Below are 22907 nucleotides of genomic sequence, written 5' to 3'. Positions count from 1 at the left end.
TATCGACTCTTTATTATGACTGATTTAGATGATAGGAATGTCACAATGAGCCTTGCTAATCAAGTACTTGCTGTTAATGATGATCTACCAATTCGTACTGACAAACCCGTACACAGCGGCAAAGTTCGCTCAGTTTACTGGTTGACCGAAGAAGACAGCGCACGACTTATCAAACAAAAAGGATATAACGTGTCTGCCGATGCCCCGCTGGCCATTATGGTGATCAGTGATCGCATCTCTGCTTTTGATTGCATTTGGCACGGTGAAGGTGGATTACAAGGGGTTCCGGGCAAAGGTGCTGCACTTAATGCCATCTCTAACCATTGGTTTACACTTTTTAAAGACAACGGCCTCGCTGACAGCCATATCCTAGACATCCCCCACCCTTTTGTGTGGATTGTACAAAAGGCAAAGCCAGTTAAAATTGAAGCCATTTGTCGCCAATACATCACCGGGTCGATGTGGCGTGCTTATGCCAAAGGGGAACGTGAGTTCTGCGGCATCCAATTACCTGAAGGATTACAAAAAGATACGTCCTTACCACAACTGCTTATCACACCTTCAACAAAAGGCATTTTATACGGCATTCCTGATGTTCCGGAAGCGGATGACGTCAACATCACACAACAGAACATCATTGATCACTATAAAGCATTTAACTTCTCCAATGTGGAAGATATTGCGCTGTATGAAAAACTGCTCAAAGATGGATTTGGTGTCATTAGTCAGGCTCTAGCAGAGGTTGAGCAAATCTTTGTGGATACTAAATTTGAGTTTGGTTACGTGACAGATGCAGCAGGGAATGAAAAACTAATTTATATGGATGAAGTGGGTACTCCAGACTCTTCTCGTATCTGGGATGAAAAAGCCTATAAAAATGGCCAGATTGTTGAGAATTCAAAAGAAGGCTTTCGCCAGTTCCTACTGAACCATTTTTCCGACCCAGACATTCTGCTCAACAAAGAACGTATGCCAGAGCGTGAAGCGTTAGCACGCGATAATGCCTTGCCGACAGAGGCGCTCATGGATATTTCTCGTACTTACCTTAACATTGCAGAAAAAATTACGGGTCAGCCGATTAAGCTCAGTGATAACCCAAAAGCTGAAATCATTGACATTTTAAGCAGAGAATATGGCTTGATCGATTAGCGGTGAGGTTTCGTCTGCTTTAGTAGGACTAAAAACAGTGAGACTAAAAACGCCCAATTTACTCGAATTGGGCGTTTTTAGTCTCACTGTTTTTATTTCATACTCAATTAACATCAAATGCTTGGGTTTATTGTGTCAATAGTGCTTATTCACAATTTAGTACACCAAGGTAGCGCCAGAGGTTGATCCTAGAATGTGAAGGCGCCACACCAATGTTGTAAAATCTGGCTTCCCAAACACTGCCATCGTACGCGACACGATCATTGGTCTTGTAAAATTTGCTCGACTGCCATTCATTAGCACAACCTTCAACCTGATTTTTTACACTACATGTACCATCATGATTAATCAGGAAAGTCTTGGCTCCAATTGCAGACTCTTGCTCTTCACACACCACATAGCTTGAGTTGTATGGGTTGTAAAAGCCAACCGATAGCATTGTTCCCTCTTCAATATCTCTGTGCGGTGAAGACCAATAAACATCGGCTGGAGTATATGTTTTGACACTGCCTGGTTCTAGGTAGCCCATCGTATTATCCATTTCGAACTCAGAATCTTGTTGTGAAAAAGCAGGATAGACGTGCAACCCAGAGAGGTTATCAAAACTGTATTTGGGCACACTTGATTCTGAGAAGTACATGTCTTCATCATTGGTACATGCTTGAGCAGAAAGGGAAGATTTATCATGTTTGTACCCATCTTGCGATGAAATCAACAACGAATAATGACAATTCATATCGCTCAGTTTTGAGGTAGAAAAGATTTTACGAAATACTTCACTTCCTTCAGAAATTGCAGTGACAATGACATTTTCTGAACTAGGTTGCCAATCAAATTTTGCCATGTAGGCAGGTGAGTGATAAAGCTTGTTTCCAGCGTCATCCTCGACATGTATATACATACCATCGGGGTTATTAAATATAAATTCATCCGCAAACGCATTATTAATAATGAATAACCCTAGTCCCAGAGCAATACTGGATTTTACATACCATTGTTTCTTGTTCATTACTTTAACCTTAAAGACGACTTACTTGATAAATAAATACCCAAGACATCATTGATGACTTGGGTATGAGAAAAATCAAATTCTAAGTGTTTTATCAGCGATATTAATCAATGATAGATTACAGGATATTACCGCCACCTAGTGGATCAAGCGATGCTGATGCGTAATTAGCTAGAGTCAGTAAAGAAAAGATTAATGTCCATTTAAACATAATATATGTCCTCTATGTAAGTTCACACAGAGAGTACAAAATCTGTTATCGCAGTGTAAATACTTAATAGTTAAAATAAAGCCCTATTATAGTAAATAGGGCTTTGCTTTATTTTCTTGATATTGATTTAGAGATTATTTAGTTTTGTCCAAAGGATATGGGTCCTTGTAGTCAGGAATGGTGTCATTATCGTCATCACTATCCTCAACATCAGGTTCACCATCTCTATCGGTATCGGTCAGATAAGTTCGTGTTTGCAATTCATACGCAACACCACCGACCTCAACAAGCTGTCCATTGTCATCATGCTCAAGTTGGATGATATCAATATGGTACTGTCCAACCTCATCGTGAGTAATTGGCATTGGTCCAGCCTCGAACATAATTTGCAGTGGTATCGACCGGCGATTGTCTGGGATCTTAATATCACCAAGGTGGAAAGGCATCTTGGTGATTTCAATCCAGTTGTCATCTCCGGTTGCTTCAGCAAGATTGATACGAACGGCACCACCATCACGAATAAAGCGGATTTGTTCTTGTGTCCCAATCTGCAGGGTCAACGTACGGCTTGATTTCAACGTGAGACCTGCATTAAAGCTGGTGAGCTGAGTTAAATTACTCAATAAATCAACAATATTCATGTTGCGCCAAGCAATATTGTTATTCTGTCTCGTATTATAATTAACATCGCTGGTTTCGCTGAAGGTCAATGGATCTTGTGGGTTAACAATACGTGCAATAAAACAGTAATGTCCTGTACCCGGAGGTGTCCAAACCACGTTGGCATTCGTATTACTTCCTGCCGCTAATGACCCGATCGTGTCTGTTCCTAATAGGTTCCAATCACCTGGCCATGATAGACCAGTCGATGCATTCGCCCAGTAAACTTCGACAGTGGTATTGTATGCCGTCGCCGCCCCTCGGTTTTGAACATTCACGTAGATCTCGTTTTGTTGTCCAAACTCTGGGTTTTGATGGCTACCCGGATTCGACACGGATGTTCTATTCCAGATCGCTTTACTGCGCCACATGCTCTTGCCGACCATGTTCGCATCTGGCTCATTACCAAGGTCAGGATTCGGTCCCGTGTAGTCATAATGTGTATCTTCTACCCAAACGTCGGTATCATCACACGCATCTGGCACTGAGAAACCATTAGTGACACTCAGTGAACTGCTGCTTGGAGACACGGCATCTGAACCTAGACCGAAATCAGCGAAAGCTTGCCAAATTAAACACACATCTTCACCAGAGTAGTTATCAATCGCAGCTTGAATGATACCGTCACGGGTTTCAGTAAAGCTTGGTGAGCACACGGTATTCTTCAAACCTTCCGTAAAGTACAACATCGCGCGATGATTACCTTTCCCTGCAGTGTGGTTGTATAGATCGACATCAAATCCATGTTGATCAACCAAAGCCCAATAGACTTCCCAAGCAGCTTGAGCCCAAACTGAACCGACTCCGTGTGGTACTGACATACCTGAACTAATGGTTTCATAGGTGTAGGTATTGACGGCTGGATCGGTACTGTATTGCTGCGGTCTGATGCCTGCGCCCGTAATAGGTTGTCCAAGCGCATAGGTACCGATACCACGAGGGTCGGTGCCAGCACCACCAGCAGGTTGTGTCATCATCAAACCGTAAAGGTCACTGATACCTTCTGATGGTCGCTGTGTATTACTCAAACAGTTAACATTGCTTGGGCCACCGACTAGTCGATTCGATATACCATGTGCGTATTCGTGCACAATAATACCCGCATCGAAGTCCCCATCACGATGTGGCGTAGTAAGAGACCAGTTGTACATTTGCATTCTTGGTCTGGTACCGTCGGCCGGTGTCCAGAAGTTAGCGTTGTTCATGCCACCGCCATCTTGGGCTTCTGCTCGAACATCATCACCACCCACGCCACCAGCACCATACTGGTTGACCTGGAAATTACCTGAAGCTTGGTCAAAACCATACAGGTAGGTAATGTCGTGGATAATGTTGTTCCAGTAGAACAAGTTTGCGATTGCAGAATACATGTTATCTTCAGGTGGTAGGGTCAAATCCAGTGGGAAAATACACGCCAGTCCCGCACCACAATCAGGTTCTACCGATGACGGTGAGCCGGAGTTATTGGAATCATCATAAGCATGAACGTTATTACCACGCATGATGGTATATTCCGCTCCCATGGTTGCATTTGTATCATGCCAGCCCCATGGAGAACCTGGGCTCGCGGCAGGGTTAACAACGATTTGACGAGTATCAACAGGTGTCGCATGAGAAGGGGACTCTACAGGGTATGGGAACACCTCATAACTGTCGTAATCGACTTGGTCAAAATAAGCTAATACCTCACCAGTTTTCGCATCAACGAGCACGTCATAAACATGCTTATGGCCTCTCATCACCAATAAGTAGTTCCAAGCGAGACGAACATCACTGGCTTTAACAGGATAGTAAACCAGCTTCGCTTTAATCGGGCTGATAGAAGCGCTGGGAGAAGACAGTATTGTGCTCATATCATCAGCAAGGCTGTCTTGGCTTTCCACTTTTGGTAAATAAGCCACACTCACCCCTAGCGCTCTAGAGCCATTGATGATCGCTTGTTGTGCAGATACTACAGGGGCTTCCTTACTTGGGACCACCGAGTTGATGTAAGGAGTAAAGGTATTATTGACACTGATCACTCGTCCATCGCGGTTAACATTCACTTGTAAAATGGCATTAACGACATCCAAACCATGATGTTTTTGGTTCAAATAATGTCGCTCCGTTCCCGAGGTTTCCGTGGTATTCATTTGTTGTACGACATTTTGAATGTCCAGCGTAGAGAGACCTAACAGACCTTTGTTATCCGACAGGAAGTCATTAACAGTATCACTGTTCGTTTGGGTTGGATTCGCCTCAGTCAAATAACCCGTTTTGTTATAGAGTACTCGAGTTGTACCATAACGCTTGTCATATTTAACCTTGATTTGTGGCAGTTTTAAGCGAAGCGCGCTTTCCAATGACAATTGATCCGAGGTAGGTTCTAATATTTCACCTACTTCTAATGGACGGCGAATATCATAATTGTTAACGTCAACCGTTGGATCGCTATTGGTGCGGCGATACAAGTTCATATCAATGTTGGTGATTGACAGCGGATCAAGCGTCACGGTTTCTGTTGCCCCAAAGCCAAGAGCTTCAACTCGAAAAACGCGCTCTCCAGGCGCAACATTAAGTACTAAAGCACCATCACTGGTGTGCACATCTTGCCCTGTCACGCCCGCAACTGTCGTTTCATCATCTAAGTAAACATTGGCATCTTTTACAGGGTTACCATTAATATCATAAACATTAATGATGACCGCGGAACTCAAAGAACTGATCAGCTCACCCTGAAGTGGATTAAAATTCAATTGACAGGCAATGGTTTTACTTTGGTTTTGTAGAGAAAAACTGTCTGATTGGCAAGAAGCAAACGCAAGAGCAGAACTCGATTCCTCAAACAGTTTTAATGTCATTGAAAATTGTCCATTTCTGACATCACCAAATGGCACAGGCCAAGTAACAATAGACTCCATTGAATCTGGGTCATCACTTGATGGAACAAACGTCACCATCTCATCTAAAATAATAACGCTTTCATCCATTCTAATCAGTAGCTGCGCCATAAAACCATCATGATTTTTGACTATCACGTTGGGCAGTTTAAGCACTAACTCTGCATTTTCATCATCCGTGCCTAAGTCTAATACCGTAATACCAGCCATAGGTACCAAAACATACTTGGCTGCGGTAAACGTTTCATCCACAACTAATTTCTGGTCCGGCAAAGCGAGACGACCAACAAGTTTATCGTCATCGTAAATATTCAAATCTAATTCATATTCACCAAAAAGAATGTTTAATGTCGGTGCTTTTTCGATGACCGATTTATTAATCAGAAACCGCAGTTCACTGCCATTATCTAACGTCACACCGAGGTATGGTGTTTCAAGATCGGTCAAGGAAATCTGATTATCTTCGAACAACAGCGAAATTTCTGCTGATCGCTCTTTGCTTGATATGTCAGAGGTGAATTGCCCAAGTAAAGGCGCCAAGACCATATCGATCACCACTTCACCATCGTCAACTTGCTGGTTTTTCACCCCGTAGTATTGGTTTTCGTTGTCTTCGAGCAACAGCTCGATAACGTAGCTACCAGGCTGTAAACCAACCGTAGTCTGTGAGTCTAAAGAGAAATCAGCAAGGTCAAGATAGGCTTTCCAAACCTGGGTGATCGCCTCGCCAGTTTCTGTATTGGTTGCCTTAAGCTCCCCTTCCAGTAATATTGGTTCACCTGATGATTGTGCTGATAATGAATCACTCATCGCGTAGGCATTGAGCTCTGAAGTGATTTTTGTTTGTTGAGCACTCGTTTGAGATGGGCTATCAGAAGAACCTCCACCACAAGCGAATAAGAACAAACTTAACACTATCACACTAAATCTGGACAAATATTGTTTCATAATGAACTCCGTTCTGTCAGATTTGTACCCAAGTGATCCATCGATGCTTCATTCAAGTAGAAATTTGGGTTAATGACTTTTTCACTTAATTAAGCTTGGAGAGGCAATACTTTTGCGGCATTGATACTCATCACAATAGTCAAAAAACCCACAGCGTTCGGTTGATAACCGCACCTGCGAATTTCTCGGGTGTTAATATTAGTGTGATAAGTTTAGTTACTATCTGTAGAATTAATAAGTGCCATTTTGGATAAAAAATATAATTAAATGAAATTTAAAAATATCTTTTTTTGAATTTCAATTTGAATGTAATTATGAGAAGAAAATAAAATTCCCTATTATCCGAACGGTAATTTTATACCCAAGTGACCTCGCTCTGAATCAAGCATCTCGAGGCCACTTGGGTATATAAGGAAACTAACTAGGTGATGTTAATAAAAATGGTCTCTGAATCTACTATCTTTAGACTGTGTTGAGTTCGACTTTCAATATATTCTATTTGTTCTTGGTCTAACGGATACGGCATAAGAATACTCAGTTGATGTACATTTTGCTCTTGAGCAAGACCAACGAGGTTGACGAGATTAGATTCATCACTTCGACGTGATGACAACGCTTTTAATGCTCTATTCCATAGCTTATCTTCTGCTGAACTCAGATCGTCAATATTCTGCTTCCATATCAAGCTGAAGATTGGGGCAATAGTTGACACCGCCTCTAAAAACGTCCACCTTTTACTTGCGGTTGCCCCCAAAAAAGTGGTGTAGTCAAATTCAACGCAGCTCTTTCCTTGTTGCTCCATACGCTTCCTCACGATTCCAATGACTTTAATTGATGTTGATACGTTCAACTGCCTTAAAGATCCTGAAAGAGAATATATCTCATTGCCTTTTTACCGCACAATAGAATATGACACTTCATTCTTTAAACGGATGACTTTACACCGAAAGGAAATATCAGAGGTGAGATTGTTACAAATAGATTACATTCTCTTATACCCAAGTGACTTCAAGCTAATATATACCCAAGTGACCTCAAGATGCTTGGGTATATCATTTTATATCAACAACTCGACTGGCTTTACGGTATTGAACTTTCCACCCTGCCCAGCGTGGCAACTCCCAACGTTTAGGGTCTCCTTTTCTATTCCCTTCACGATAAACAACATGCACCAGCTTACGGGCCACAAAATATTCCACATCCAATTTAAGTTCCGCGAGTGTCAGCTTAAGCGGGTAACGTTGAGCAAACTCCTCATATTCCCATTCAGGAATACCATCGAATAGCAGATCTTCTGCCTCAAATAGCTCGATATCTTCAACACAGTTTACGCCCAGAATGTTCAACTGTTCCTCCAGCCAAGTCTCAAAAGATAAGGCAGAAAGTGCTGTTTTATCAACTGACTCAGCGTTCAAACCCAAGGCATTATAAATTTGCCAATGCTGTATTTGTTGACGCCTCAGTTTGGCAAAACCAGGGATTAAATCACCGACTGCGATGCTATCGACAATCGACCTTATAGCAACGTGACCCTGTAACTCAACTTGCTGACAATAAACCACTCGACCTGCATAAATTAAGTTCATACACGCTTTTGGCTGCCCTTCCTCAAGTGTGGTTTCTCCTTGTTGCCACTCTCCTAATTCTAACTCATGCACTAAACTAAGCGGCACTGGCATCATCACAGATGCTAAATTGAGGTTTTGCTTTACTCCTCTACCGGGCACACTATGGCTATTAAGAATTAATGCTGCTTCGCTATGTTCAGTAAATCGACTATTTCGACCAATCATCATTTCTACTGCACCGTTACCGAGCGCATCTCTTCGCCGCTCTCGGCGCACAAATAACAATTCAGGATGCAGTTTCGCAATGACTCGCACAAAGTCATCGCGCCGGTAACGTGAAGCCACTTCTAATTCTGGCAGTTCAAATACCGCACGCATTTGCCGAGCTAAGTGCTGAACTTCATCAAGTACACCGAGGTCAACGTTAACCCCTGTCAGCTTTTCCCCTCGTACTAAACGGATCACCAAGCTCGCATCACACCCCAATGGTTCTTCTTGAGCCAAAACCTCCATTACATCCCTACTTTGCAGTTGATAGAGCTGTGCAGGAATGGAAAGCGCAGCGGCCAGATCGATCATTGCTTCTTTTTCAGCCTTTGATTGTATGCGGGTGACCAAATCAGCAAATAAGGTATCAATCGGCAGCGGATACAACTTTTTGCCATGTTCCGTTACTTGGCAGCTTACATCTAAAGCTTCCATGGCTTGCAATGTTTTTAAAGCGGCTTGTAAGGTTTTTTCCGGCAAAGGATCAAGAAAAGACAAATCAGACAAGTGATAACCACTACAGGCAGCGGCAAGCATCGGCTCGACCAACTCTTCTCTGTGCAGTTCAGGGGGAGTCACCAATTCTAATGGAGCGTGTTCACCAAACAATCGAATACAAACCCCTTCACTCATTCTCCCTGCCCGGCCTGTGCGCTGAGCTGCACTGGCTTTAGAAATATGACTTAACGTCAGAGTCGTACGGCCATTGCGCTGTATGTTTCTTCTCTCTAAACCACTGTCAATGACCACTCGGATATTAGGGATGGTGAGCGACGTTTCTGCCACATTAGTTGCAAGCACCACTTTGCGTAGTTTTTGAATACTTAACGCACGTTGTCGCTCTTCATCTCCGACAGAAGCATGCAGTTGAACTGCCATGATGCCATCTAGGTTTTGTAACATTTGGGCGCATTGGGTGATTTCTTTGCGGCCTGGCAAAAAAACCAAAATATCACCTTGCTTATCTTGAATGGCTTGTCGTACAGTTTGTACAACTTCAGCTTCGATGTTCTTTTTCTTAGGAAGATGTGCACTGTCTGCAGCATGGTGGAATACGTCAACGGGAAAGCATCGACCTTCAGAGTGTAATTGCTTAGCGCCTAGATAATGGGCCAACCGCTTTGCCTCTAACGTGGCAGAGGTGACAACAAGACGATGACGCTTTTCCTGTTTCAAAATAGCGGTCAATAAGTCAATATCCCAGCGTCGCTCATGAAATTCATCGACCATCACAATGTCGAATTTCGCCAGTTTATCTTCTGCAAACCAACGCAAAGCGACGCCCGGAGTCACAAATACAATCCGAGTGTTGTCATCAAAGTGTGCCTTCAGTTTTATTGCATAACCAATCTCTTGTCCTAAGGCCTGTTGTGATTGTTCAGCAAGGTATTCCGTCAAGGAAGTGCAGGCGATTCTGCGTGGCTCGATAACCAAGACTCGTCCATGCTGCGCCGCCCATAATGGTAATCTGGTTGATTTCCCTGAGCCAGTTTCCGCCTGCACGACAAGGTGATCTTGCTGAATAAATTGGTCAAATTTGGCTTGTAAGCCATCGATAGGTAACTGAGGCACGTTAATAACTTTCTCTATCTTTCTATAACTGTCTGATTCTAAATTGCATCTGATTGTAAATCACCAAAGATTATATACTCAAGCCATCTCAAGATCCTAATTGCCCTCCATTCATTGCTTAAAATAGGAATATACCCAAGTGACCTCAAGATGCTTGGATATAAATTAAATCGATTTAAAAGACGAGCGTCCATGAGGTAACCTTGATGATTGTTCGTTAGCACAGCTCTCATTGATGATATTTTAATCACTATTGATGTTTTTTTGTGACTTTTGGACGATGTACATCAACGATGGTTTACAAATAAAGAGTGAACCCGTTAGAATTTTGTAATTATTTTTCAAACCCTACACATAAGGCACACGATGAACAACGATAAGCGCCCACTTTATATTCCTTATTCGGGCCCAGCCCTTCTGTCTACCCCACTCTTGAACAAAGGCAGTGCGTTTTCTGCTGAGGAACGTAGTTCTTTTAACTTAGAAGGTCTACTCCCTGAGAGTACCGAAACAATTCAAGAACAAGTCGAGCGTGCTTATCAACAATACAAAAGCTTCGAAAGTGATATGGATAAGCACATCTATTTGCGTAATATCCAAGATACCAATGAAACGCTTTATTACCGCTTAGTCCAGAATCACGTCACAGAAATGATGCCTATCATCTACACGCCAACCGTTGGTGCTGCCTGTGAAAACTTCTCGAACATTTATCGTCGTGGTCGTGGGTTGTTTATTTCTTACCCAAACCGTGATCGCATTGATGACCTCCTGAACAATGCCACAAACCAAAACGTTAAAGTTATCGTCGTTACCGATGGTGAACGCATTCTAGGTCTCGGCGACCAAGGTATCGGTGGTATGGGGATTCCGATTGGTAAGCTTTCATTGTACACAGCATGTGGTGGTATTAGCCCAGCTTACACTCTGCCTATCGTGCTAGATGTTGGTACGAACAACCCTCAGCGTCTCGCTGACCCAATGTACATGGGATGGCGTCACCCACGTATCACAGGCGCAGAATACGATGCCTTTGTCGAAGAATTTATCCAAGCAGTTCAACGCCGCTGGCCTGATGCTCTGGTTCAATTTGAAGATTTTGCTCAGAAAAACGCAATGCCACTGCTAGAGCGCTACAAAGATCGTATTTGCTGCTTTAACGATGATATTCAAGGGACTGCAGCGGTAACGGTAGGCTCACTACTTGCGGCATGTAAAGCAGCAGGTTCTAAGCTTTCTGATCAGCGTATCACCTTCTTGGGTGCCGGCTCAGCAGGCTGTGGTATTGCAGAAGCAATCATTGCTCAAATGGTGTCAGAAGGTATTTCCGATAAAAAAGCACGCTCACAAGTTTACATGGTTGATCGCTGGGGCCTATTGCAAGAAGGCATGCCAAACCTGCTTGACTTCCAACAGCGCCTAGTCCAAACAGCAAGCAACACGAAATCTTGGCAAAGCGAAGGTAACGGCTTTTCACTGGTAGACGTGATGCGTAATGCGAAGCCGACCATTCTTATTGGCGTTTCTGGCGCACCAGGTCTATTCAGCCAAGAAGTGATCGAAGAGATGCACAAACACTGTAAACGTCCGATTGTGTTCCCATTATCGAACCCAACTAGCCGTGTAGAAGCAACGCCAAATGACATTATTCGTTGGACCAATGGTGAAGCACTTGTAGCAACAGGTAGCCCATTTGAACCCGTTGTACATGAAGGCAATACTTTCCCAATTGCTCAGTGTAACAACAGTTACATCTTCCCTGGTATCGGTTTAGGTGTATTAGCAGTGAACGCTAAACGTGTTACTGATGAAATGTTGATGGAATCAAGCCGTGCGCTCGCTAGCTGCTCTCCTCTTGCGATCCACGGTAACGGTGCCTTATTACCACCATTAGAAGAGATCCATCTGGTCTCCAAAAAGATTGCTTTTGCGGTAGCGAAGAAAGCGATGGAGCAAGGTGTTGCGTTGGAGATCACTGATGAGGCACTTAACGATGCTATTGAACAAGCATTCTGGCAGCCAGTATACCGTCGTTACAAGCGTACTGCGTTTTAATCCTGCGGCTCTGCTTTAAGTTATTTATTGGGGTTACGTATTGGATCTTTCCAACGTAACCCCATTTTTATGAATCCACTTATCGTTTTGCTTCAATAAGTTCCGCTTGCTGTTCTAAAGTATTCGCTTGCAGCAAATCACACACCTGTAATGAAACTCCAAAGGTTTTTTTAATTTCCGAGGCAACTCGAATAGCTCCTAAAGAATGGCCTCCGAGTTTAAAGAAATGATCGTATCGGCTGATCTCAGAGCTCAAACTTAATATTTTTTGCCAAATAGAGGCTAACTTACTCTCAATGTCTCCCTTTAAGCCGCTTTCAGTATCGTCTTGAAGAATAGTATGGCGATGAAAAGTCGGCGCTGGTAGCGAGTTACGATCGATTTTCCCATTCGCTGTTAATGGGAACTGCGTCATATGCATAAACACATCCGGCACCATGTAAGCGGGCAGAACGTCTCGACTGTATGAACGGAGTTCTTCTTCGGTGATCATTGAAGTCTTCGCCATTGAGTAAGGTGAATTGGTTGTGACTTTTGCCGTTGTTTGAGAAGCAACAGCATAAGGTTTGCTAATACTTCGAGTGAAGCATAACGCCATCTTAAACGCCTGTTCAGCACTCCCTAGGTCCAGATAAGCCTGCAGTTGATAGCCATATTGACGTGCTATAGCTTCAAGCTCAGTGGCACTCAACACGTGATGCGATTGGGTTTCTTCTTGGGATGCATTGATCAAGAATTCATAGTCACTCAAAATATTTTTTCTTGGGTAGCCATGAACAACGATCGTGTCTTCCCCTCGCTCTAAGCATTGTTTAATGTCAAATTCAGCGCTCCATTGAATCGAATCATTATCTGGTAATGAACGGCATTCTGAGCCAACATACAAAACGACATCATAACGATAACGGCATAACTCGTTGCTGTCATCAAGCAGTTTAGGCATCAATGCCACACCTGTAATTTGACTGTGCTGGTGGGCAAAGTTGAGAAAGTACTCTGGGTCAATATGCAGTTCATTTTCCCATTGCTTTTTAAGAGCCACTTCTCTCATGACACTGGCACGAGCTCGTTGACTGTTTTTGCTTAAAATAACCGAACTGTAGTAAGCATCCTGTAAACGTAAGTCGATAACATCACCAATAAAAACCTGCCCTTGCTCTACTTTTACCAGACAATCTCTAAGCACATTATCTAGGTAAGTTTTTTGAGGGAAATATTGCGCCACTGAGTTAATGATGATCGTATCAAAACCATGACTCTCCTCATGCGGCAAATCAGAAATTTGATCAGCAGAAGACTGAATGACTCGACAATTGGTTAGATGTTTTGCGTTGATGTGTTGCTGATGGCGTTCAACGGCAGAGGCTGAGAGATCAATCCCAGTATAATCGACATTTTTCTCTAACAGTGGGTACATAATCAGACCTGTACCACAGCCAATTTCAAGCGCTTTCTTAGGAGCCAGTGCTTCAATTCTTGTTACTGTCCGATCCACCCAGCGGCGCATCTCTGGCTCTGGGATCGGCTGCTCAGTATAAATACTGTTCCAACCACTGGTATCGAAATCCAATGATGCTTGTTCACTTTCACGATAAGCGTGATCATAAATGTCTCCCCAATCTTGTACCGTATGATCACTCTCAATTTCCCCTGCAGGGTTTTTATCTGTGTACCATGCTACCAAATATTTTTGCCCCTCATTGTCATGCAGCCCGACAACACAACGATCCACAAGAGGATGGACTAATAAATGGTGTTCTATGTCTCCGGCTTCCATTCGATGGCCGCGAAGCTTAAGTTGATGATCCGTCCTACCTACATAATGAAACTCATCTTGATTGAGAACACGGACCACGTCACCACTTCGGTAGAACCTTGCTTCTGGCTTGCCATCGATAGAAAGAGGAGCGAATTTTTCTTCCGTTAGCTCATTGTTACGATAGTACCCCAAAGCTAAGCCAGGTCCGCCAATATAAAGCTCACCGACTTCACCTACCGATACTGGCTGCATCTGGTTATTCAGCACCACTAAGGTTGCGCCGGGAAAGTATTTCGAAATAGGCAAAGATGAGCAAGCAGATAAATCACGTTGCTTGTCAATGCGGGTCAGTGAAGTCCAAATCGTTGCTTCTGTCGGCCCATACGCATTCCAAACGTTAGCGGCCTGAGTCAGCTTATAAAATAATTCAGGGCTCCAAGCTTCACCACCACAAACAATATTGGTTTCAGGGCTAGGAAGCCACCCCTCATCTAACAGCATATCAAACGTAGAGGGCGTGGCTTGCAAGACTGTCGGTCGCACTTCATCGAGTAATGCTCGTAACATTTCAGGTTGCTTGGCAACGCTCGATGAAACCAGATGACACGTTCCGCCAATGGTGAGCGGAAGTAATAACTCTAATAACGAAATATCAAAACCAAAAGTCGTCAACGCAACAAAAGTGTCTTGCGCACCTAATTCGAGGACTTGAGAAAACGAATGAAAGAAGTATTGAAGGCTTGCATGACTGACCGCAACGCCTTTTGGTTGCCCAGTAGACCCCGATGTATAAATTACGTACGCGATCTCTCCACGTTCAGACTGAAATGAGGCTTCTGAGTCAGCATAAGCATCAATTTCACTGGGCTTAACGTATCGTTGGGAGACTAAATCTTCTGAGTTTACAGTGAGTGGTTCGTTCGTTGCAGTTTGGATAATAGTTTCACTAATACACACCACTGGCTGCGCATGATTAATAATATATTGTTTGCGCTCATCAGGTAGAGTCGGGTCCAAAGGCACAAACCCCGCCCCTAATTTTAAGGTCGCTAATGTACAAGCGACCATATCGATATTTCTTTCTAGGTGAACCGCAACCAAACTGTTACGAACAACGCCTGCCCGTGCAAGCGCCAAAGCGATCGTGTTGACCCGCTGCGCCAGTTGAGAATAAGTCATTGACCGATTCTCAAAACGTATGGCAACCGCTTCTGGAGTTAACGCCACCTGATTGGCAAATTGGTCGTAGACAGTCCATAAGTCATTTTCAACACACGCTTCCTCAAGAAAGGCTTCTCGATGGGTAGTTTTAAGACTGGAGGTGGGCATAATACAATCCTTTGTTGTTCTATTTTTATTTTTTGAATATTGCCAAGTAATGAATGACCAACTAAGAGGGAAAACTAACGAGACTGCTGAAATTTTTCGCCGACTCAACGAACTGAGGTGGCTGAAATTTGCTTGCGTTATCAAGGTAATATTCCCTATTCGCTTGATTTTATAAAAGCAACAGTGAGCAAACTAACACAAGTAAAAATGGACCGTATAGAGGCGTAAGTTAGAAATCTTATCCAACATTAATATTGGTGACTTACCGCTCATTACCTATCTACATTACTAATATATCTGTTATACAAACCACTGAAATTTAACAAAAAATTAACCAAGTCGAATTCAGATTTTTGTTAAGTAAGGTTTTTATTTTTGATTAGATGGTTGCTGTTTTTAATGACAAGACCATAGATGAATAACATAAATGAGGCCTATCACATTCATAGGCCATAACAGTTTCTCTCTTTCCAACCTGCGCACTATGCTTCTTTCAACCCTTTTCGTCAGTCGTGGAAAGTGGTGTTGATATCAATATTACAAGGAAAAGCATATGAGTAAGAAACTGACTACCGCTGCAGGTTGCCCTGTCGCGCATAACCAAAATGTAATGACTGCTGGCCCTCGTGGCCCTCAATTACTTCAAGATGTCTGGTTCCTTGAAAAACTGGCACATTTTGATCGTGAGGTGATACCAGAACGACGTATGCATGCCAAAGGTTCTGGTGCCTATGGTACCTTTACCGTGACACACGATATTACACAGTACACTCGCGCTAAAATTTTCTCTGATATCGGCAAAAAGACCGATTTATTTGCACGGTTTACGACGGTAGCAGGAGAACGTGGCGCCGCCGATGCAGAACGCGATATTCGGGGCTTTGCACTCAAGTTTTATACTGAGGAAGGTAACTGGGATTTGGTAGGTAATAATACCCCAGTATTTTTTTTACGTGACCCGCTAAAGTTTCCGGATCTCAACCATGCGGTAAAACGCGATCCTCGTACTAATATGCGTAGCGCTACCAACAATTGGGATTTTTGGACCTCTTTACCAGAAGCTTTCCACCAGGTCACCATTGTAATGAGTGATCGTGGTATTCCCGCTTCTTACCGTCATATGCATGGTTTTGGTAGCCACACATTTAGCTTTATTAATGCAGAAAATGAGCGTTACTGGGTAAAATTTCACTTTAAAACTCAACAGGGCATCAAAAACCTTACTGATCAAGAAGCAGAATCTATTGTTGGTAAAGATCGTGAAAGCCACCAGCGTGATCTCTACGAAGCCATTGAACGTCATGAGTTCCCCAAATGGAAGATGTATATTCAGATTATGCCAGAATTGGAAGCTGATACAGTCAACTTTAATCCGTTCGATCTTACCAAGGTCTGGTCACAAAAAGATTACCCTCTCATGCCTGTCGGTGAATTTGAATTAAACCGCAACCCAGAAAACTTCTACGCAGAAGTTGAGCAATCAGCATTTAACCCAGCAGCCGTTGTTCCGGGTATTAGCTTCTCACCGGACAAAATGCTACAAGGTCGATTGTTTGCATACGGTGATGCTCAGCGCTATCGTTTAGGTGTGAATCACCATCAAATACCCGTTAATGCGCCACGTTGTCCTGTTCATAGTTATCACCGAGATGGTGCCATGCGTGTTGATAACAATTTTGGTTCCACAATTGGTTATGAGCCGAACTCACAAGAAGAGTGGGCGGAACAACCTGACTTCTCTGAACCACCATTGCAAATTGAAGGTAATGCCGAGCATTATGATCATCGTTCAGATAAAGACTATTTCAGTCAAGCGGGCGACCTATTCCGCTTGATGACCCCTGAACAACGCCAAACGCTATTTGATAACACAGCTCGTGCAATGGAAGGCGTTCCAGATTTCATTAAAGAACGCCATGTCCAACACGCCTATCAAGCCGATGAGGCCTACGGTAAAGGGTTAGAAATGGCGCTAAGCATCAATCGATGACCTAAACAATTATCATCATTAAAGACTCAACCGTGTCGTCGAGCTGCCGTTTTCAGCGAGACGACCTTTGGGAGCGATAACGCTAATTGTAATGGGAAAAATAACCTAGAACGTGCTCGCGTTCTTTCATAACCATCAAATCTCGCTAGTGAGCATGTAACCTAAGGTCTCCCGACACTCCATAAAGTGAAGTGCTTAGAAGTTCAAGTGTTTTGAAGTTAAACTGCCTTGACGTTAAAGTACCTTGAAGTTATTGAGTGATAATGATAAATAAGGCTCTCAAGTTGGATTTTTATCGCATATGATGGGTATGCACAAGTAACCAAGAAGGTAGATTGAGAGCGATATCGCTGAACCAAGCACCTTTGGCAAACTTGGGTATATACATAGTGAGCATAGGATACTAAACGTTTTGTTTTTTTCTCGTTTAAAATCGTTGATTTCTCGTACAAAGTCAAAGAGCAAGGTAACCTCATTCGGAAAATACCTAGCTTGGTTTCTGTTAACCTTATTCGTTGGTTTATTTCTAAGCATGTTGGCTATTGATCGCTGGATTGCGAAGCAGGCAAAAGATAATATTTTTACAACCTATGACGCTGTACCTCAATATGACGTTGCTGTCGTTCTTGGCACAAGCAAGTACATAGGCAAAAGCCTCAACACCTATTATACCCATAGAATGAATTCCGCTATCGACCTATTTCAGCAAGATAAAGTGAAGCAATTTCTTCTCAGCGGTGACAATGCACATCGTTCCTACAATGAGCCATGGACAATGAAACGCGATCTTCTAAAAGCAGGCGTGCCAGAGGCTCAAATTCATCTTGATTATGCTGGTTTTCGAACACTTGACTCTATCGTTCGAGCCAAGAAAATTTTTGCTTCAGAGCGTTTCCTTATTGTTACTCAGCGCTTTCATTGTGAGCGTGCTCTGTTTATTGCCAATGCTTACCAAATTGATGCTCAGTGCTTTGCTGTTGCCGGCCCAACAAATATGAAACAGCAACTCCGTATGCGAATCCGTGAATTGATGGCTCGGGTGAAAGCCTTTTTGGATCTCTATATTATGGACACACAACCACGCTTTCTTGGTCCACAAGAGCCTATACTCAAGTGACCTCGCTCCAAACCAAGCATCTTGAAGTCAACTGGGTATATAATTCACATGAAAAGCCTTACTGTTGTTGAACAAAAATAAGCAACCGCTCTCTTATTTCCTGTCAAGATTTTAAGATAAATGGGTAATCTTCTACCCATTTATAATTATTAACATCACACTTTTTTATTTACACATAAAAACAAAGCAACTCGGATTTAACAACTTCAGTAACATTTCTTTCATCAATATAGCCAAATTGCCACAAAATCCAGTAATTCTGTAGGGTTTATACTCATTTTTCATTCTGTACCTCTACTGACAGAAACTGGCATTTTGCTGCAATTGGACCTCAATAACGATACGTTTTTTGCCAATAAAAAATAACTCAAGGCAATGCAAAGGAGTACCAAATGACCGCATTCGCTGTGACATTGAAGAACAACTTCTTCACTCGAAACAGTATGATATTGATTTGCAATGTTCTACTGTTTATCACCTTACTCAATACTCTTCCATTCGACCCAAAAGTGGTGAGTGGACTCTCTATTTTAGTCTTTGTTGCCGTTCTTTGGTTAACGGAAGCTATTCACGTGAGTGTGACCGCTCTACTGATACCTGTACTTGCTGTCTTTTTCGGTGTATTTGATACTCCAACTGCATTGAGTAACTTCTCTAATCCCATTATCTTCTTATTTTTAGGTGGGTTCTCTTTAGCGGCGGCACTGCACAAACAAAAGCTCGATCAAGCCATTGCCAATAAGGTGTTGTTTATTGCCCGCGGAAGAATGTCTGTTGCCGTATTCTTGCTATTTGGTGTGACGGCTGGCTTGTCAATGTGGATCTCTAATACTGCCACTACAGCCATGATGCTACCGCTTGTGCTTGGTATTATGAGTAAACTGGATACGGAGAAGGACCATCAGACATTTTTGTTCGTTTTATTAGGCATTGCTTACAGTGCTTCTATCGGGGGTATCGCAACCTTAGTTGGTAGTCCACCAAACGCGATTGCAGCAAGCAAAGTCGGCTTAGATTTTATGGGCTGGATGAGATTGGGTTTACCTATTTCTCTCATTTTGATGCCGATCACATTGTGTATTTTATACGCTATGACGAAGCCAGATTTGAGCCATCAATTCGAACTTAATCACAAACCAATTGAGTGGACGAGTGGCAAAGTAATTACTTTGGTCATCTTCGCACTGACGGTTATATTCTGGATTTTCAGTAAGCCTATCAATGCCATGTTAGGTGGGTTTGCTAAGTTTGATACGTTAGTGGCTATTGGCGCGATTCTTCTACTGGCTGTCTCTCGTTCCGTTGAGTGGAAAGACATCGAAAAAACAACCGACTGGGGTGTGCTCATTCTATTTGGTGGTGGTATTTGTTTGAGTAACGTCCTAAAAGCGACAGGGGCGAGTGTTTTTCTTGCAAATGGCCTCGCTGATTTTCTGCAACAAGCAGGTGTGTTCATTACCATTCTTTCTGTGGTTACATTTGTGGTGTTTTTAACTGAGTTTGCAAGTAATACTGCCAGTGCGGCTCTATTAGTGCCACTATTTGCAGCAATCGCAGAAGCACTAGGCTTATCACCTGTTATTTTATCAGTGTTGATTGGTGTTGCCGCATCATGTGCCTTTATGCTGCCTGTTGCGACACCACCTAATGCCCTTGTGTTTGGTACAGGCCATATTAAGCAACAAGAAATGATGAGAATAGGGATGGTACTTAATATTGGTTGTATTATTGCTTTATCGCTATTTAGTTGGTTGTTCTGGTAAATGTTTCTATAAGGTTTGAGACGTAAGTTATGATGCGCGAGTTGTGATGCGTGAATTCTAATTCGTAGATTTTCAAGCGACAAGTTCAGCGCTCGCCTAAAACAAAAGACTCAAACAGATCGATACCCAAGCACTTTGCAAACAAGGGCTTGGGTATCATAGAGAAAAAGTTAACCTTCTTTTACAACAGAGTCACCGCCGTAATGTACTTCTGTTCTATTTCTCCCATTACGCTTTGCCTGATATAAAGCTTCATCCGCACGAGCCATAGTTTCCGGCAAATGTTCATTACCCATTTGAGCAACACCGATACTGCACGTCATCTTTTCGCCATGTACCCACAGATGCTGTTCAACGTTTCGTCTTAGTCGCTCTGCCCTTTTTTTTGCTTCAGTAAGAGAGGTCTTAGGACAGAAAACAACAAACTCTTCTCCCCCCCAGCGGACTAAACGCTCTTCTTCTGTGATGGAGTCTGAGAGTACCATAACAAACTCTCTAAGCACGTCGTCTCCAATCAGATGGCCAAATACATCATTGATTGACTTAAACCGATCCACATCGAGATAAAGAATTGAAAATGCATTATCCCCTTCTTTAACGTTATGAACTTTTTGATCCAACCAGCCTTTAATTGCATGCCGATTCATTGCTCCGGTTAGAGCATCACGATGGGCAAGCTCCGCAAACTGAAAGTTTTGTGCTCTCAGATTATTATTGACTTTTTCTAAATGTCGATGGCGTCTACGAGCTTTTCTGTAGGCCACTTTGCTTTTACGCATTTCATACAATGACACTCCCATTCCCAAAGCCATCCACATAATGAGTAAGAAAAACAATAATGTTGATAACTCAAGGTATTTACCTACAAATTCAATTTTCTCGATAATGATTTTATGCTCACCCAGCCTCGTATCTGCGCCTGTTGCAATATCAATAACAGTAACATTGGAAAATTCAGGTGCAGAGTGTTCAATCGAGACATCATTGTCATTCAGCCACCAAGTCATCACTTGTAAATTCGCTATCGGGATTTCAATCACTTCAGCTTTTGCTTGCGGATAAAATTGAATGCCATTGTATTTAAGCGTGTACTCTTCGCCTGATGTAGAATAGGCAGGATTATAGTTTTTGAGATACAGCCTAAGACTTGGACTGGTTGAATTATTTTTTGTCATGTAGCGCAATTTCAGGCGCACAGTATGGTAATTGGAGAGATCTAAGCCTTTATCTTTATGTTGGAGATTAATAGGAATAGAGACACCACAGTATGGCCATTCATACTGGCTCTTTTTTAAGTCACATTGAAGAGTAATTCGGTTATTTTGAAATGTGATTGAAGACTGGCTTTCCCCTCCAACCGCACCATCATTAGTCGGCAAAATATGATACTGCGTCGGCGTGATATTTATCGTACGTTTATCACCAAAAAAAGTGTGCAATGTGATAGAAGAAACCGTAAAGATTAACAACACTAAAACTAATTTATGTATCCACTTCATATTGCTCTGGTCCATAACCATCAGTTAGCAGGCTGATGACTTTACTTAATGCATCACTAATATTCAAACAAAGTTATCTATCAATATGACAAATAAAATTTAACCCTCTTCAACCCTGAAGCTTGCTCATACATAAAGCATCCCATTGCGAATACCCAAGATACCACAAAACCAGAATTACAGTACCAACAAGCTTGAAGCGATCCTGTTCCATTGATGGCTTTGCTTTCCTGTAGCGTCATAAACTTATTTAAGTATACTGTTAAAAAAATACATAAATGAGTAATGTCATGACAATTGTTGCAAAAGGCACCTTAAAAAAAATGCGTGCATCGCTTGATGAAACGCTTCAATACCGTCTTCCTATTGGAGATGAAGAAATCGATCTTACCCCATACCTTGGCCAAACTTTAACCTTGACTCATACCGGTAATATTCACTGCTGTTCGTGCGGAAAAAAAACCAAAAAGAGTTACTCACAAGGTCACTGCTTTGTCTGTATGAAAAAGCTCGCCAGTTGTGATATGTGCATCATGAAGCCAGAGACATGCCATTATGAACAAGGAACCTGCCGTGAGCCAAAGTGGGGAGAAGAGAACTGCTTAGTCGATCATTATGTGTACCTTTCCAATACCTCAAGCTTAAAAGTGGGGATCACCAGACATACTCAAATTCCAACACGTTGGATTGATCAAGGCGCCACACAAGGCTTACCTATTTTCAAGGTAAAAACTCGTCATATTTCAGGCTTAATCGAAGTTGAAATTGCAAAGCATATTGCTGATAAGACCAACTGGCGAACCCTCTTAAAAGGTGATGGAGATCCTATTGAACTTCATGAACGTTTTACACAGCTACTGCCTCTCGTAGAAGACACGATTGCTGAAATCAAGCAAAAGTATGGTGAAGACGCCATTGAGGTACTGAATGAAAGTACGACTCACCTGAGTTACCCAGTGCAACAACATCCAACGAAAATCACCTCTCATAACTTTGACAAAGACCCAGTAGTGAGCGGTATATTACAAGGAATTAAAGGACAGTATTTAATTTTTGATAACGGTGTCATTAACATCAGAAAGTTCACATCATACGAAGTAGAGCTAAGCGCTTAAAGTAAGTAGCGACGCCT

12 protein-coding genes are annotated in these 22907 nt (G+C 42.5%); 6 read left to right on the top strand and 6 right to left on the bottom strand.

Annotation, left to right across the window (positions count from 1 at the left end; translation table 11 throughout):
- The first annotated feature begins 45 nt into the window (after nt 1-45).
- Nucleotides 46-1149 (top strand): phosphoribosylaminoimidazolesuccinocarboxamide synthase, encoded by a 1104-nt coding sequence (locus BS333_RS05575; protein WP_021710848.1) that lies wholly within the window; start codon nt 46-48, stop codon nt 1147-1149.
- 145 nt (nt 1150-1294) lie between these two features.
- On the opposite strand, the gene BS333_RS05570 is transcribed toward BS333_RS05575, so the two are convergent.
- The 4 genes from BS333_RS05570 to BS333_RS05555 form a co-directional block, all read right to left on the bottom strand.
- Nucleotides 1295-2158, bottom strand: coding sequence for a hypothetical protein (locus tag BS333_RS05570; protein WP_021710849.1), 864 nt, complete (start codon nt 2156-2158; stop codon nt 1295-1297).
- A 345-nt stretch (nt 2159-2503) separates the two neighbouring features.
- Nucleotides 2504-6856 carry a M36 family metallopeptidase gene (locus BS333_RS05565; RefSeq protein ID WP_021710850.1) on the bottom strand — a complete coding sequence of 1451 codons (4353 nt, stop codon included), beginning with the start codon at nt 6854-6856 and terminating at the stop codon, nt 2504-2506.
- A gap of 421 nt (nt 6857-7277) precedes the next feature.
- The gene (locus BS333_RS05560; protein ID WP_021710851.1) at nt 7278-7658 is read right to left on the bottom strand and encodes a hypothetical protein; all 381 of its coding nucleotides are present in this window, start codon (nt 7656-7658) and stop codon (nt 7278-7280) included.
- Nucleotides 7659-7908: 250 nt separating this feature from the next.
- On the bottom strand, nt 7909-10263 hold the full coding sequence (locus BS333_RS05555; protein ID WP_021710852.1) for a helicase-related protein: 2355 nt from the start codon (nt 10261-10263) through the stop codon (nt 7909-7911).
- Nucleotides 10264-10629: 366 nt separating this feature from the next.
- Here BS333_RS05555 and BS333_RS05550 point away from each other — a divergent pair, with 366 nt between their 5' ends.
- Nucleotides 10630-12318, top strand: a complete 1689-nt coding sequence (locus tag BS333_RS05550) for an NAD-dependent malic enzyme (protein WP_021710853.1) — start codon at nt 10630-10632, stop codon at nt 12316-12318.
- Between the two features lie 79 nt (nt 12319-12397).
- Here the strand turns inward: BS333_RS05550 and BS333_RS05545 are convergent, their stop codons facing one another.
- Complete coding sequence (locus BS333_RS05545; RefSeq protein WP_021710854.1) at nt 12398-15406, bottom strand: amino acid adenylation domain-containing protein; 3009 nt, start codon at nt 15404-15406, stop codon at nt 12398-12400.
- A gap of 553 nt (nt 15407-15959) precedes the next feature.
- Here BS333_RS05545 and katE2 point away from each other — a divergent pair.
- The 3 genes from katE2 (at nt 15960) to BS333_RS05530 (ending at nt 20276) form a co-directional block, all read left to right on the top strand.
- Entirely contained in the window at nt 15960-17396 is a 1437-nt protein-coding gene (katE2, locus tag BS333_RS05540) for a catalase KatE2 (RefSeq protein ID WP_021710855.1), read from the top strand.
- Between the two features lie 532 nt (nt 17397-17928).
- On the top strand, nt 17929-18513 hold the full coding sequence (locus BS333_RS05535) for a SanA/YdcF family protein (RefSeq protein WP_021710856.1): 585 nt from the start codon (nt 17929-17931) through the stop codon (nt 18511-18513).
- Between the two features lie 392 nt (nt 18514-18905).
- On the top strand, nt 18906-20276 hold the full coding sequence (locus tag BS333_RS05530) for an SLC13 family permease (protein ID WP_021710857.1): 1371 nt from the start codon (nt 18906-18908) through the stop codon (nt 20274-20276).
- A gap of 170 nt (nt 20277-20446) precedes the next feature.
- On the opposite strand, the gene BS333_RS05525 is transcribed toward BS333_RS05530, so the two are convergent.
- Nucleotides 20447-21775, bottom strand: a complete 1329-nt coding sequence (locus BS333_RS05525) for a GGDEF domain-containing protein (RefSeq protein ID WP_021710858.1) — start codon at nt 21773-21775, stop codon at nt 20447-20449.
- Between the two features lie 290 nt (nt 21776-22065).
- Between BS333_RS05525 and BS333_RS05520 the strand changes: the two genes are divergently transcribed.
- A complete protein-coding gene (locus tag BS333_RS05520) occupies nt 22066-22890 on the top strand; it encodes a DUF2797 domain-containing protein (protein ID WP_021710859.1) in 825 nt (274 codons plus the stop codon).
- Nucleotides 22891-22907: the final 17 nt, after the last annotated feature.

Origin of the sequence: Vibrio azureus (genome assembly GCF_002849855.1) — a bacterium.
In the GTDB taxonomy this organism is placed as follows: Bacteria; Pseudomonadota; Gammaproteobacteria; order Enterobacterales; family Vibrionaceae; genus Vibrio; species Vibrio azureus.
Note: the sequence above shows the minus strand (reverse complement) of the source record. Positions and strands in the feature narration are given on the sequence as shown.

What these genes read in the sequence shown, in the direction of transcription:
- BS333_RS05575 (WP_021710848.1), top strand. Translation starts at nt 46, where the DNA reads ATGAGCCTTGCTAATCAAGTACTTGCTGTTAATGATGATCTACCAATT.
- BS333_RS05570 (WP_021710849.1), bottom strand. Translation starts at nt 2,158, where the DNA reads ATGAACAAGAAACAATGGTATGTAAAATCCAGTATTGCTCTGGGACTA.
- BS333_RS05565 (WP_021710850.1), bottom strand. Translation starts at nt 6,856, where the DNA reads ATGAAACAATATTTGTCCAGATTTAGTGTGATAGTGTTAAGTTTGTTC.
- BS333_RS05560 (WP_021710851.1), bottom strand. Translation starts at nt 7,658, where the DNA reads ATGGAGCAACAAGGAAAGAGCTGCGTTGAATTTGACTACACCACTTTT.
- BS333_RS05550 (WP_021710853.1), top strand. Translation starts at nt 10,630, where the DNA reads ATGAACAACGATAAGCGCCCACTTTATATTCCTTATTCGGGCCCAGCC.
- BS333_RS05545 (WP_021710854.1), bottom strand. Translation starts at nt 15,406, where the DNA reads ATGCCCACCTCCAGTCTTAAAACTACCCATCGAGAAGCCTTTCTTGAG.
- katE2 (WP_021710855.1), top strand. Translation starts at nt 15,960, where the DNA reads ATGAGTAAGAAACTGACTACCGCTGCAGGTTGCCCTGTCGCGCATAAC.
- BS333_RS05535 (WP_021710856.1), top strand. Translation starts at nt 17,929, where the DNA reads ATGTTGGCTATTGATCGCTGGATTGCGAAGCAGGCAAAAGATAATATT.
- BS333_RS05530 (WP_021710857.1), top strand. Translation starts at nt 18,906, where the DNA reads ATGACCGCATTCGCTGTGACATTGAAGAACAACTTCTTCACTCGAAAC.
- BS333_RS05525 (WP_021710858.1), bottom strand. Translation starts at nt 21,775, where the DNA reads ATGAAGTGGATACATAAATTAGTTTTAGTGTTGTTAATCTTTACGGTT.
- BS333_RS05520 (WP_021710859.1), top strand. Translation starts at nt 22,066, where the DNA reads ATGACAATTGTTGCAAAAGGCACCTTAAAAAAAATGCGTGCATCGCTT.